Consider the following 15,338-nt stretch of genomic DNA (forward strand, 5'->3'; position numbering starts at 1 on the left):
TCTTAATGTTAAACTTGTGGGTAGATATATAAATGTTCTACACCTGTACTTTCACTACTCTTCCATTCTCCTGGAATTGAGGGTTGTAATGTGATATTGGTTTGGCGATATTGGTATTTTCTATTGTCATGATTTGAATTTTGTAGCATCTGCTGGACCGTACTAGACATCTCAACAAGATGTCTTGGGTTGGCTCTATTTAATTCATAAGATCCAATGATTTCGCCATCATCGCGTCTAATTTCTACAAGAACACCGATGATTTTTTTGAAAGGGTCTTTCTCTTCTTCAGACCAAGAGTCCCAATTTTCATATAATGGAGACGTGATGTTAAGGTGCCACATTTCAGAATCTCCTGTAGCTCGATCTATTACAGATGCCATGATAATCTCTGGACTAATATCTGCTCGCATTCCATGCGGTTCACAGACCAAACTATTCCATACCATATTTTCTACTGAAAGTTCGTCGATATCTAATGGATTAATAAACACACCCTGTTTATCACCAGCTTTCAGACTTAGCGGCCAGTCTATTCCGGTGGTGCCTAAATCATAATCTGCATCATAAATAAAATTACCATTTTTAGACAGCATCGTGAGTTCGACGCCTTCAACGTTAACTTCAATAGTTGTGTCATTTTTTAAATAGAAACCCGATGGCACATTTCCTTGTTGATGAAAATCTTCAATCTTATCGACAGTAATAGGAATGTTTTTTAGTTTTTTGAAATTAAGCTCTACATTGATAGGCCTGCTTTTTTTAACCACCAAACCATCTTGGGTCTCTTCTTCTAATTCAAAGTATATTTTACCGATGTCTATGCCGTTGGTTAATAACTCATGTTTAAAAGCTTCAAAAGACTCTAAACTATGATCTGCAGTAATTGTAAATCCTGAAGGATTAATTTCGGCTAATGTTTCTGTAATTCTTTGAGAGAATAATGCCTTATCACTTAAAAACCGTTCTTCTACATTAAAAGAGACGTTTTGATAGCCTCCTAAAACATAATTTTCAACATATTTAATATTTCCTTTGGAGAGTTCTGATAAATCTCCCATCAAATCCTTTTTCGCTCTAGGGTGGAAATAAGGTTCCATATAAATAGTCATATTGATACGATACTCTTTACTCCCATCGTCATCTACATGTTCATATAAATTAAGGTACAATTTGGGTTCTCCAGTGTCGTGATTAACACCAATGCGATACACTTGTGGTAAAAAGAACACCTTATTTGGGTCATTGGTTAACCTGTAGTAATACGAATGACTTATGTCGCCATTTTCAATTTTATTCTCTTGTTGCCATTTGTATTCCTTAGATTCTAACTCATCAAAGAACCCTTGAAAAACACTAGCATCTTCACGATCATAAAGTAGGTTAAGTTCACTTGTAATGATTACTTTTTGAGGTTTTGAAGCTTGTGTTCTTTCAGGTTTAATAGCAAGATCAAGAAGTCTCGGCTGTAAGACGGCATGAAACATTTGTAAGCGAATTGGCTTTGTGCGTTTTAGGTACACCATTTCTGGGTTTGGTCGACCCACATAACACGTAGTATCAAAGCCGTGCTTTTTTATAATGTTAAATGCCTTGTGTGCACTGTTTTTATCAATTCCGAAATCGAACAACGACCTGTTACCTTCAACAATTTTCCAGCGTTTACTTATATATTTTACTTGGAGTTTGGAGGTGTTAAAAGCTAGCGCATCTTCGCCTTTAAGTTTCCCAACTGGCGGATTATTTCCAGAAAGAAAATAGCTGAATGTTTTACCAACAGAGCATCTTCTATCTAATTTATAGTGTTTAATGATATTGAGTGCTTTTTTTGCGTCTTGATTGGTTGCAAAATTCATAAACGGTTTGGCACCAAATAAAGCCATCATTCCCGTTTTCTTTTTACCAGAAATTAAAATTCTATTCTGTACTACAATCAATTTTGAAGCATCAAACGCTGTACAAGTATCTTGGACCTGAGGCCGTCGTCTAGGCGGTTTAGGTTGTATTCTTGGGTTTGGCGGATTAGGCTTAGGAGGATTACTTGCAGGTTTTTGCCACCATACATCTGCCTTAACTACTAGTTTTGATGCTGTACTTGGAGTGACTAATGCTTCATAAATTTGCTCTTTGTCTTCATCTTTGATAATGGTGTGCGCATAGATATGTTTTAATTCGTTAGGTTTTTGAACAGGCAACATTTGTATGACCTCTAATGGCAAAGTCTTCAAGCTCTCATCAGATTTATATTGCAATTCAATTTGTACCGTTCTAAAGTCTAGCGGTATGACATTGGATTGAGGATGAAATGCTTTAACAATTATATTGAGATGCAATATCCCTTCATTATCTTTTGTAAATTGAAATCCCTTTTGACCTGGTAAGCCTCCATTTTCAATAGCATTAGGCAAAAGCTCAAATTGAGGCTGACCATAATTTTTCTTATTATAGGAATATATTTTATCAGAAATAGGCGCCTCATTTAACATTTGAGTCGCATTATTTTGTAAGGTAAGTGCCTGAAAATTTTTCATGATTGCAGGTTTTACCATATAACTCAATTTACTTGCCTTATATACTCCAGCTATTTTTGGAGGGTTTGTTTCTTTTGACATCGTTTTGTGTTTTTTAAAATTCCGGATTAGTTTTCGTCTGCCATTGGATCTGGTAGAGGTGCTTCTTCAGGATTTTTTAGTAATAAAATGCCGCCTTTAATAGTTGCTGGATCTATGTCTATCATTTGATTAGTACCAGCAAATTTTAAGGTGTATTCAAAGACATTACTTCCTGGACTGAAAGCCATAATTTCAAAAGTTTTCATAAAATCTTCTGATGTAATTCGAATGGTTTCTTCCTTGAGATATTTGTTTTCTACATCGTTATGCTGCACATTGACATAAACCACTTTCCATTTTGTCCAATCCAACATTCCTCCATCGATGGTGAGCGATTTTTGATAACGCTTTAAATCGATTGGATCAATGTTTTCATCACTTGTAGCTGTTTTCCATTCAGATGTTTTTACTAATCCGTCTGTGAATTGAGCAAAGTATCGGTATTGAAATTGGTTAGTAGCACCTTCACGTAATCTCATATTCCAATCCCAAGTTTCTGATCCTGAAAACCATTTTGAGAATTCTTCGTTAACGGCATTAACTTCATCTTTATAGAGAATTTCAACCTTTGCAGAGGTCACATAATTTGGATCCATTAATACATCGAAAGATGCTTTGACACGTCCTACTAAATCGTCATCAATAACTAGTGTTTCTCTAGTATCTGTTATATAATCTGATTCGCTTTGTGTCCCATCTAAATAAATCCACTTTTTCTTGTATCTGTAGCTTTTATCTTTATGACCATACATAAAGCATTTCCAATTTCCTAAGGGAGAATCTTGAGTTAAACGTATTTGTTTTTTAGAATCTGGTTTATTGGGTTCTGAAATGTATTCAAGGTCTACAATTGCTTCTTTAACAACTGCCCAATCGATATCACCAGCACTCACTTTAGTTGTAATAAATCCAAGTTTATCGTATGAAATATTAAGCACTCTATCACTTATATTATCTAGTACAATTGGAGGTGGTGCATCGGCTGTACCTCTATATGAAATTTTAGCTTCTGCTTTGTAGAAATCTATAAGTTCGCCATTGGCGTTTCTAGCCATACTTACTCTAAATGTATGCACTTCGCTTCCGTTTTCGAATAGGAATGACCTTGCATTTTGACGCACAATGCCTGTTTTATGATCTTTTTGCTTATATGATAAGTTGACAATCACCGAATGGATGTTATCGGCTTCAAAGTCGGCATTAACTTTAACTTGAACTTCCATCATTTGAACCTCAGGACTACTAACATCTAATATTTTTACAGCTGCTTTACGCTCGCTATCTGTAAGTTGTGCCAAAAGAGAACCACTAGGGTTGACCTGAAATTCTACAGTACTATTCTTTTTAAAATGAAAATTTATATTTGAAATTTTATTTTTTGAAATTTTATTCTTGAAATAATAGGAATGATTTTGGTCTTTTACATGGTCGAATTTTTTGGCTTCTTCAGTAGTACTTCCTGGACCAGTTTGAGGCGTGGTTCCTTCTTCAGAGGTCTCTTGATCTTCGATAAATGCGGTTTCAAAAAATGATTTAATAATGGTATTGGTAACCATATCCATGATATTAGCCATTAACGCTTGTTGCGCTTCTTTTTCTTCTTGGCTTCGTTCACCCGTAACCAGGTCATCATTAACTTCTACTCTTATCACCTTGTTTTGCCTCATCGTCTCTACCAAATTGTGAATTTCACTTTTGTCGATATCGACTTTACTATCAAAAGTTGTTGTTTTTTTACTGATGGTGCGTCCTAAAAATTTTCGGGTACGTGTTCGTTTTCCTTGTTTGACATCTCTTATAAACTCATTGTTTTGTGTTTCAAGAAAGTTATAGATGTCGGTAGATCGTGCAGATACTTTAATTTCCATATTTGCGATATAACCGATGGCCAAACCTGTATAGTTTACAGTAGCTAATAGTGGTGTTTTTTCACTGTTTCCGTCGTCATCTTTAACACCTTCAGATAGTGCTTGATACATGAGTTGAGATCCTTCAATACCATAAGTTGCATACAGTGACGCAGAATTCCAGCCAACCAAAGAAGGTTTTACCTCACCACTTGAGCTTTTAGTAAACGTATCTCCAAAACCAGATAAAACGTTTAAAGTTACTGTACCATTTTTCCAGTTAGGCGCTGCAATTTTAGGTTCTACTCTTTTTGTTAAAGGTTTTAGACGGTACCTTCTATTATGTCTTCTTATTAATACACTTTTATTATTGTTATTTAGCATTTTACGCAAATAATCAAGTGCTTTTTTTTCTTCCTCATTTGTGAGTGCTAAGTCGACCGTAAGTAATAATTGACCTAATTGGGTTTCTACTAAATCTTTATTAGCACTACTCGCATAAGCTATTTCAGCATTTCTTGAAATCAAATTATAACTAAAAGCCAATTTATTGTCCTGATCTCTTTTAATAAGTGGCGTTGATCTAATCGCGTAAAACGTATCTCTTTTTTTATGATCAAAGTAGAAGTCTACATTTGATATTCCTGGGATTGTAAATTTATCTGTTAATGAAAGCATGATCTTATGTTTTAAAGGTTATTTATCTTAATTGATTGTTGTAATTGGCAGCATTAACTGTGGTGAATTTGGAGGTACAACAAAGTTGAGTTCTTCCTGAGTTCCATCATCAGAAAATAATTTTACTGCTGCATTAAGTGTGATTGTTACAGGCACATTTGGTATGATGGCTGTTTGCTCTAAAGTAGATTCGTTTAAGAACAATACACTACTACCAGGATGGTCTTCATCAGTACTTGTTAAGGTCACTTCAATAGCGACTAATTTTCCGCTAAATGTTGTTGCTCCAAGTAACAAAGCCACTTTTAAAGTTCTGAAGCCACTATTATCTAGGTTTATAAGCGGTTGTTCGGTATCATAGTTAATCCAATCCCCTTCTAGAAGCCTTCCGTCGTTTAGTACAAAGCGACTACGACCATTCCATGCTCTTGGATCGTCTTCTTCAACCAACACTGCGAAAGATTTTTTAGGGTCTTCGGGTGTTAGATTTAAAGTAGTTTCCTTTTCTTCTGCATCAGCTGTAGCATATTTAATATCAATTAAAGCTTGTTTTATTAAATCGTGGCTTCCAGCTAAATTAGGAGTGATACTAAAAATCCTAGCTAATGGTCTATCAACAATTACTTGAGAGTCTTTTAAGTTTTCTTCTTCAAATACTAATTTTTCATCTTTAAAGAAAAATTCTGTTCTTAAAAAATAATCGTATTGGTTCTCTGTGGGTGGATGAATAAGGTAGCGCTTCATGGTTGCTTCACCTTCTTTAAGAATTGTAGTTCGTCCGTTTCCACCTTTTTTTGGTGCGAGAAACACCTGTACAGATCGGATTCCTTCATCTTCAAATTGCAATTCTCCTGTTTGGATTTCAACTGGAATAAGCGGTGAATGTGTATCCATATTGATACTCAAATCACGTTTAGTTTCATCTTCAAATACTTGAGAAGTTACTTTCGTCTCTGGACTACCGATAATTGAGCCTGTTTTGTGAATAAACTCTACATAATAATCATAACTCAATGTTCTGTAGTCATCTACAAAGAATTTAATTTTATCACTAAGATTATTTTTATCTAAGGTTAAACTATGTTCATGTAAGCGTTTTGTTTTATCACCTTCATCACCTTTATAACCATAGGATAAGTGAACTACGGCTTCTGTAATATCATACTCATCAAAATCGAAACTTGCTCTAACTTCTAATTCAATTTCTTTAAAAGGTCCCTCTCCAAGTTTTACTAGTAGTAATTGAGTATCTGTATCAAATGACGTTCCTGCGACAGATAAGGGTCCGTTAGGATGGTATTTAATTGTTTTGGCTTCAGATTTATTAAATGTAAATTTTCGTTTAACTTGTTCAGATATTTCTCTTCGTCTTAACGTATAACCAACATTAATGTCGACGTCAAAGGCTTCATCAGTTTCATCCTCTTCGGTATCGTCATCATCGTCGTCGTCTTCATCATCGTCTTCAGTATCAGGAGTTGTAATAGCATCTGATGGTTCTTGATCATCATTACTTGTTTCATCTGTTTCACCTGTTGCTCCTTCTTGATCTTCAGCGCTATCACCAGTGTCTTCTGTATCTTCATCTTCAGTTTCATCTATACCACTGTCATCGTCTTCAGTCTCATCCTCGTCTCCATCTTCGGTATCCTCTCTATCGTTGTCGGTATCTGTTCCGTCAACACTTCCTTCATCTCCTTCTTCACCATCTCCAGAGTCGTCAGTATTGGTATTGTCTGTTTCTTCTTCAGTATCATCTTCGTCATTAGTTGTAGGTGGATCATCTTGTTCATCACCACCTGGAGGACCGTCGGCATCGCCACCTTCCCCATCTCTAACTCTATCTGCAATAGTTTCATTTATAGCTGCACTATAATCTTCGGTAGGAATAGCGGTAGCTTGAAAGATTGTTGGTCCCATTAATTTTTTCACCAATTCAATTCCAGAAGGATCATTAGCTAAAAGGCTAGTTTGTGATTCACCTTGAGCGTATATTGTCTCTTTAACTTTTATAGAGCCTTCGCTCATGAGTGCTCGAATCATGACATCTATATCAGCACTTGCTGCTATTTTTACATCATCATTTTTTACGCTAGCATCCAAATCGAAGGTATGGTTCCAGAAGTCTTCAGTGGCTTTAAAATCTACTTCAATCTCAAGATTATAAGCTTTCATAACACCTAAATAGCTAAGGTCATATATCACAGAAACTTGAGTTTGCCCTTTTTGTTGAAGCATATTCCACATGGCTTGGGCTGGTTTGTTACTGAGTCGAACTGAAAACACAGCCGTTTGCCTCAAGTTTAAAGATGGTTTTGTTGAACCCGCTATCGTTACTTTTAAATCTTCTGTATTATTTTCGTCTGAGCCATCAGTTCCAAACATGACGAGTTTTACATCGCCATCTTTAAAAGGCACTAAAGAGAGGTTAACGCCATCACCATATTTTGAAACAAGTTCACTTTTAATGGCTTCAAATTTATCTTGTGAGGGTCCTAGTTCTACTTGAAGTGTTAGGAAGCCACCAACTCTAGACTCATCATTATCAAAATTGGGGTCGTCCCCTTCTATAATGTCATTATCAGTATACACCATATACTGAATACCTTTACCATCATCTGCTATTTTGGCTTTTTCTTCTGGTAAACAATAAAAACTATTTGGATCTGTATAATCTTGATAAACGACGCACCCTTGAATAACTTCTTGTTTTTCTATATTTAACATGATTTCTGTTTTTTTTGATTATATATTTTGCTAATTTTTATACACCTAAGCTCCTAAAAGTGCTTTCATTAGCGTAACCTAATGCGCTACCGTTTAATGTGTCTTTTTGAAACCTGATAAGAGCTTGAGCCGTTCCACTTCCGAAATCGCCATCAATAGTGCCAGAATAATATGGGTTTCCTGTTCTAGAACTTCTCATTCGAGTTAAACCTCTTTGAAGTCGTTCTACTTGAGACCCTGTAGAGCCATGTAAGACTTTAAATAATGTAGGGTCTGATGAATTAGCCTCAGAAATAGCTAAGACATCGGCACTGTCTAATAGCAAGTATTTAAAATTGGTTTGATTTTCAGCAAAATGGTCATAAGCGTTACTTATAAATTTATCCCAAGCATTCCAGTCGCCATTACTTTGACCTCTAGGAATATACTGTGGTGGGCAACCGACAATAACTTGACAGCCATAACTGCTGTAGTAATCAGACATACAAAATATTGGCGAATAGTTTGTCCCTCTAATAGATCTAACTCTTGTTGTGTTTGGGTTGTTTCTGGCACAATGAATATTATCTCCAGGGTTACTTACTGAAATTGATGCGGTAGGACCATAATCGATAACAGGCTGACCTGATTGTAAGGTATAGTTGGCTCTTCTTAAAGTGATTTGGCTATTAAGCCTAAGCGCCCTATGAGGTTGGTATCCAGAATTACTTCTAGGGTGTTGTCCTTTTCTATAGTCATAAAACCCAGGAACCATGCAATTGAATTGATGTTTTCTCTTTCTATTTCGTTGCACAACTTTTAAGTTAGGAACTGTGCTTCCTGGAAAAACAGCGATTTTTTGTTGTGCAGGTAACCATTGTCCTATCACACATCGTGGATAATAGTAATTAACTCCAACTCGCTGTAATAAATGATCACTTTCAAACTTTATATGGTCTGAATAATCTAAAAGACACACATCATTTGCTGCAGGTAAAGCTCCTCTAATTGCAAAAAGAATCATTTCATCTTCTCTGTTATGAATATCTATACTGTTGAAATGACATACTTGTCTTAAAACTTGGTCGGAAATTGTAAATGAATATTGTGACATTTTAATTAGTTTTTATAAAGTTGATAATTGTCCAAGCATTGCCTTGCGAGTGTCTCTATTAAAAACCCCATCAATGGTTAAATTTGGAATTGTAGTTTGAAATATTTTAAGAGCCGCCTCGGTTTTTGGCCCGAAAATACCATCTGAAGTACCTGGTTTAAAACCACATAATTTTAGGGCATCTTGTAATTGCTCTACTTCAACTCCAGTACTCCCTCGTTTTAAAACTTTAGTGCTTAATTTCATTTTCTTTATAGGTCTTAATCTTCTAAAACCTAAAAGCTGATTTGCAGCATAAGCAGTTTCACCTACTTGATTGGATTGATTTCCACCAAGTGTGTAAATTCTCGTTTGATCTTGAGAATATCCCATAAATACGCCAACATGTCCCTTATATGAATTTGGAGATTCTCTCCAAAATATCACAATGTCTCCTGGCTCTGGGTGTGATACCGGAACCCCTACATTTAACCAGGATCTCGCATTAGCTAATTTTGTAGATTCTAAGCCAGCTTGTTGTGCAATCCAATTCATAAAAATGCTACACCAAGGAGTTTCATCATCGTTTATATGATTAAAGCCCGATTCTTGTGCATATGATACTATTCTCGGATTATGTTGTCTACCAGGAATCTCTCTCGTTCCAATTTCCTTTGATGCTATGTGAATTAAACTACTCATGGCGTTCTGATATTAGATATTATGATTTGTAAGTTCTCCATCGGCATTGATAATCAATACATCGCTAAGATGAAGTAATGTTAATATTGAAGGCAGCATTGATAACGGATATGTTACATTGATAAAACCGCCTCGGTTTATAAAAGCAGGTTTGTGTTTTTCCATAGGTTTTGAAGAAAATTGGAAATCGGCAATGATGCTTTGACTCTGATTTTCATCATCATCTTTATGACTCGTTTCAAATCCATATAACCTTATAGCGGTTTTTGAAGGAGATGTTTGTATAGTGTACCTATGAATTTTTGCTGGATAAGTGATCATTGTAGTCTTGTATTTTTACTCGTAAATATTCGTTCTAAATTGTAAGTAAAAGTACTAACAGATTGTATTATATTTGAAATATAAAATACTGTTTTTCAGGTGGTTATATTCCTGTATTTAAGAAAGAAAAAACCTTATCAGATATGGGAAATTCCTCTAGCACAAAAAAATAACCCCTTTAAAAAAAAGGGGTTTTATGACACATAAATAGTTAGTGAATTATAGTATATAATGCTTTACAAGCAACTATTAAAAACTCAAGATGAATTTACTGCATGAGTTTTTGTTTAGAGGACTTTATTCTATGTCGCATCTTAGGGAAGTTGGTCTTATTAAATTACAAATTCACAATTTTATTTTTGATGGCATAAAGTACTAGTCCAATTTTATTTTTAATATGGAGTTTTTGAAATAAGGTATCTCGATACCCATCAATAGTTTTCGGACTTAAAAACATTTTTTCGGCAATCTCTTTATATGTGAGTTCAGAGCAAACTAATTTAATAAATTCAATTTCTCGTTCTTTTAATTTGTTTTCAGAAGGCCCTTCATCATTTAAAGAGTTTATTAAAATATTAGCCACATTCTTGGTATGATAATACCCAGTTTCTAAGACTTCTTTTAGTGCTGTTTCTAGAACTTCTTTTTCTACATCTTTTAATAAATAGCCTTTAGCTCCAGCTTTTAGCATCTTAATAATAGTTTCATCATTGCCTTCTACCGAAAGTGCAATGACGCTAATTTGGGGATATTCTTTTTTAATAATTTTGGTAGTTTCGATACCATTTAAAATTGGCATGTTTACATCCATTAATACAATTTCAGGAAGCGTATTCGAATTTTTAAGTTGTGTTAAAAGTTCCTCCCCATTTTTACAGATATAAGGCACTTCAAAATTGTCAAAAGAATTTACTAGACCAGCTATAGCTTGTGAAAGCAATATATGATCTTCTACGATAATTACATGATGTGTTTTCATAGGTTAATATTTATATGTAATTATTAATTTGGTGCCTATATTTGGTTTAGAAAAAATTGAAACATTGGCATTAACCAGCTGTGCTCTATTTTTAATATTGTTTAACCCAATCCCTGAGAAATTATTCTTTTTTTCAGAGTCAAATCCTTGTCCGTTGTCCTTGGCTGTAATTAATAATTCTTCAGGTTTGTAATTTACTTTGACAACAAGATTACTTGCTTTAGCGTGTTTGATTGTATTTGAAAAAAACTCTTGCAAAATCCTAAAAAATACAATTTCAGTTTTTTCATTTATTTTTTTTTCTTGACCTTCAATCTGAATAGAAGCATTGATAAAATTAAGCCTGTTAAAACGCTCTATTTCTTGAGCTATAGCCTCTGTAAACTTCATTTTCTTGAGCACATCAGGATTAATTTGTTTAGAAAGTGATCTCAGTTCAGTTAATCCTTTATTCAATGTGTCTTTGACCTCTTCAATATCAGATGCGTTTTGTAATTGTATTTTGGCTAAGGTTAACAATTGACCTATATTATCGTGCAATTCCCAACTGATATTTCTAAAGGTTTCTTCTCTTATTTCTATTTGCGTTTTGGCTATTTCTTGTTCAAAATGTTTTTCAATTTCTTTCTGCTTTAACAGTAAAGTATTTTTACGTTTTTGAAAAATCAAAAATAAAACCACTAGTATTAAACACAGAAATACGAGTGTAAAAACTGCTACTAATATTGTTTGTTCTTCTCTCCCCATATAAATCCTATAATAAAACAAACATTTAATATTATACTTAAAATACTACTAATTTCAAGAATGTACTCTAAGTTTACGACTTCCGTAAAATAATTTCTTATCACTCTTATAGGAAGATTTCCTGATAGGTATAAAAGGTAGCCAACACTAATCCAAAACAGGATGTTTTTTTTAACAAACAAAACCTCGTTTGTATTTAATAATTCTGAAAAATAAAATACAATGCTTATGATTAGAAAAATTGAAGCCATTAAAAAAGGAATCGTTTGTACTTGGATAAAATAATTTTCAAAACATAAATTGATAAAAAAACCAATGATATAGGTTAGTAAAAATATTTTAGTCCATTGTTTATGCTTTGCCTTGCTTAAAGACCTGTTGAATAGTAAAAACAGAAACGAGAAATTAATGAAATGAAAAACATTATAAATAATAATATTGTTAGTATATCCTATTTTTTTTAATAAAAAACCGAAAAACTCGTTGATGGCTGTATACCATAAAATAATTAAAAAATACTTTAGAAAAGTGCGCTTGTATTTGAAGTAATAAATAGTTCCAATAATTGCAACTATCAGTTCTATGTACTTAATACTACTCCTTAATGAAAAAGACGACACCTCTATCAACATATTAATTAATTATTAGGTGGCGGAGACATTTCTCCTTCATTAAAGATTGTACTGATGGTCGTTTTATTACTTTCTTGGGCTAATAGGCTTCTTGCACCAAAACTACTTTCTAAATTAATATCTGTTTTGTTATAAGTATCTAATCGAAGCTTCTTATCGTAATCCAACATGAGTTCTTCGACGATTTTAAAAGACCCTTTTAATACATTATCTCCTTTGGATTCAATAACAAATGGTAAATGATTTAAGTTGACATTTTTTTCTGTTGATCTTTTATTTTTAACAGTTGGTATCATGAAAAAAGTCTGCTGTCTCGGATGTTTAATACGTTTCCCATTAAATTCATTTGAATTTGGATATGCAGCAAAATATAGACGTAGTCCGCTAACATCCTTTGTAGGGTTTTCCTTTTGTATCGTCTCAACAAAATGGATGTATGTTTTCATATCATCTAAAGAAACCCAAACAAATTTGGTATCTTGAAAAGTACTATCGTTGTAATGGTTTTGTAGAATAGGTTCAATTAAATTGGTTCTACTATTATGAAATTCGTGGAACATATCAATGCCTTGTTGTTCTGAGATGATATGCTTTTTAAATAAATTATCGAATGTCTGTTTTTTCTTTTTCTCACAAGAAAAGACAGCAATTACTATTAGTAATAAAATAACGGATGAGCGATAAAAAGTTTTCATGTTAGCTGTTTTTGAGATGTTAAAGTTAATTTGTACGATGTTATATAATGGCAGGAAAAACCCCTAAAGTGATAGCGTGAATGTCCTGTTTTTTTGTTGTATTTCATCATCCAACTCAAAGCAAAAACAAGAGTAAAAAACATCTTGATTTTTTGAAAGTAGTTATAGATGCTTTGTAATTAAAATTAAGCTAATTATTTGGTCTTTTTTGTACGTAGTTCTACGTATATATTCTTCCCTAATAAATATACAAATAATTGATTTTCAATACAATATATTTTTATTTATAAAATTGAAAAGAGATGGATACGGCGTTTTAAGCCATTAAACTCATTTTATTTGAGCTTGACAGCTATGATATTCTAACAATGATTTAAAGCAAAAAATTTAAAATAACTTCATCTGACCATCCTTATAAATCTCATGTAATTCAGTGTTAAGCTTAGGTATAGATTTCCCTTTAAAATATTTAAGTCGTGCTAATGCCACAAGATCATTAATTTGCTTGGCAATTTGCCCTTCACCTCTCATGCGTTGCCCAAAACGTGAATCATTGAGTGTGCCGCCATGACAATTTTCAATTTGATGCAATACCTTGTCTGCCCTATCTGGCATGGTTTTATGAATCCAGTCTGTGAAAATTTCACCAATCGCTCCATTCAATCTAACAATGGTATGGGCTATACTTGATGCTCCAGCTTCAGAAACCGCCTTTGCTAATGGTAAAATCTCATGACTGTTAATAGATGGGATTATTGGTGCTAACATTACGTTAACTGGGATACCATTATCGCTTAAAACTTTAACCGTTTCCAGACGTTTTTTTATGGTTGCTGTTCTAGGTTCAAGAATACGTCTAGTGGTCTCAGATAAAGATGTAATAGACACATTTACACTTACCAAATTATCCTGAGCTAAAGCCTTAAGCATATCTAAATCTCTAAGAATTAAAGCATTTTTTGTAATAATACCTACTGGGTGTTTATATCTTAAAAAGACATCTAAACATTGTCTTGTAATTTGAAATTGTTGTTCCGCAGGCTGATAGCAATCTGTATTTCCAGACATAATAATAGGGTAAGCTTTCCAGCTTTTACGCTTGATATAGGCTTCTAATAATTTTGGCGCATCTTTTTTAACTAAAATTCGTCGTTCAAAATCTAAACCAGCACTAAATCCCCAAAACTCATGACTATTTCTAGCATAGCAGTAAATACAACCATGCTCACAGCCTTGATACATATTCATTGAATACGCCATCCCAACATCTGGACTCTTCACTTTATTGACTATAGTTTTAGGAAATACTTGAAGGTATAAGGTTTTATTTTGATCAGGAACTTCACCCTCTTTATAACAATACTCTAAAAAATCATCACGCTGTTCGTGACTCAATTCAAAAAAACGATTGTGTACATTTTGTTGAGCACCACGACCTTTTATGAGAGATTTTTTAAACATATTTTGTGATTTTTTGTAAAATTACAAAATTATATAATACAAAAAATCACACTATATTTCTTTTATCAACAAATTGTTTTTTATTGTCCTGGAAAATCAGCTTCACGCTTTTCTAAGAATGCTGAAGTTCCTTCCTTGAAATCTTCGGTTCCAAAACACTTACCAAATTGTTTAATTTCTGTTTTAAAACCATCGACGCCATCTTTATAGTTTGCATTAATCGATTTGATAGCGCCTTTAATTGCCACAGAAGAATTTCTCATAATTTTACCAGCTATCTTTTCAGCAAGTGCTATCAACTCACCCTCACCAGTAACATGATTTACCAAACCATATTCTAAGGCCTTATTTGCGTCTATCATTCCGGCTGTCATAATCATTTCCATAGCACGACCTTTACCTACTAATTGTGGTAAACGCTGTGTCCCACCATAGCCAGGAATAACACCAAGAGAAACTTCTGGTAAGCCCATTTTTGCATTAATACTTGCAACTCTAAAATGACAAGCCATAGCCAATTCTAAACCACCTCCTAGAGCAAAACCATTAACTGCAGCAATTACAGGTGTCGATAAATTTTCGATATAATCGAACAATAACTCTTGTCCTTTTGCTGCTAATTTTCCTCCTTTTTTAACATCAAAATCTGCAAATTCACTAATATCGGCTCCTGCCACAAAAGCTTTTTCACCACTTCCAGTTATAATAATGACTTTTGTATCCTTACTCTCGTTTGCAACTTCAAGTGCATCGTGTAATTCTTGAATAGTATCTCTATTAAGTGCATTAAGTTTACTTGGTCTATTGATCGTAATTTGAGTAATTCCGTTACTTGTCTGTGATAAAATATTCTGGTAAGTCATAA

At 33.8% G+C, this 15,338-nt stretch carries 11 protein-coding genes; all 11 read right to left on the reverse strand.

What is annotated here, in order from left to right:
- Positions 1-8 precede the first annotated feature (8 nt).
- The 11 genes from H7350_RS02960 to H7350_RS03010 all read right to left on the reverse strand — a co-directional run bounded on the left by H7350_RS02960 (position 9) and on the right by H7350_RS03010 (position 15,336).
- Entirely contained in the window at positions 9-2,612 is a 2,604-nt protein-coding gene (locus H7350_RS02960; protein WP_204344379.1) for a hypothetical protein, read from the reverse strand.
- Positions 2,613-2,638: 26 nt separating this feature from the next.
- A complete protein-coding gene (locus tag H7350_RS02965; protein WP_204344380.1) occupies positions 2,639-5,137 on the reverse strand; it encodes a hypothetical protein in 2,499 nt (832 codons plus the stop codon).
- 27 nt (positions 5,138-5,164) lie between these two features.
- Complete coding sequence (locus H7350_RS02970; protein WP_204344381.1) at positions 5,165-7,864, reverse strand: hypothetical protein; 2,700 nt, start codon at positions 7,862-7,864, stop codon at positions 5,165-5,167.
- Positions 7,865-7,901: 37 nt separating this feature from the next.
- Complete coding sequence (locus tag H7350_RS02975) at positions 7,902-8,957, reverse strand: peptidoglycan-binding domain-containing protein (RefSeq protein WP_204344382.1); 1,056 nt, start codon at positions 8,955-8,957, stop codon at positions 7,902-7,904.
- A 12-nt stretch (positions 8,958-8,969) separates the two neighbouring features.
- On the reverse strand, positions 8,970-9,638 hold the full coding sequence (locus tag H7350_RS02980; protein ID WP_204344383.1) for a C40 family peptidase: 669 nt from the start codon (positions 9,636-9,638) through the stop codon (positions 8,970-8,972).
- 12 nt (positions 9,639-9,650) lie between these two features.
- A complete protein-coding gene (locus H7350_RS02985) occupies positions 9,651-9,959 on the reverse strand; it encodes a hypothetical protein (RefSeq protein WP_204344384.1) in 309 nt (102 codons plus the stop codon).
- Between the two features lie 337 nt (positions 9,960-10,296).
- Positions 10,297-10,938 (reverse strand): response regulator transcription factor, encoded by a 642-nt coding sequence (locus H7350_RS02990; RefSeq protein ID WP_204344385.1) that lies wholly within the window; start codon positions 10,936-10,938, stop codon positions 10,297-10,299.
- 3 nt (positions 10,939-10,941) lie between these two features.
- Positions 10,942-11,607 (reverse strand): sensor histidine kinase, encoded by a 666-nt coding sequence (locus H7350_RS02995; protein WP_338105753.1) that lies wholly within the window; start codon positions 11,605-11,607, stop codon positions 10,942-10,944.
- A 715-nt stretch (positions 11,608-12,322) separates the two neighbouring features.
- The gene (locus tag H7350_RS03000) at positions 12,323-13,012 is read right to left on the reverse strand and encodes a hypothetical protein (protein WP_204344386.1); all 690 of its coding nucleotides are present in this window, start codon (positions 13,010-13,012) and stop codon (positions 12,323-12,325) included.
- Between the two features lie 387 nt (positions 13,013-13,399).
- A complete protein-coding gene (locus tag H7350_RS03005; protein ID WP_204344387.1) occupies positions 13,400-14,473 on the reverse strand; it encodes a PA0069 family radical SAM protein in 1,074 nt (357 codons plus the stop codon).
- 80 nt (positions 14,474-14,553) lie between these two features.
- Complete coding sequence (locus H7350_RS03010; protein ID WP_204344388.1) at positions 14,554-15,336, reverse strand: enoyl-CoA hydratase/isomerase family protein; 783 nt, start codon at positions 15,334-15,336, stop codon at positions 14,554-14,556.
- Between the last annotated feature and the right edge of the window lie 2 nt (positions 15,337-15,338).

This window comes from Psychroserpens algicola (assembly GCF_014526325.1).
GTDB classification, from domain to species: Bacteria; Bacteroidota; Bacteroidia; order Flavobacteriales; family Flavobacteriaceae; genus Psychroserpens; species Psychroserpens algicola.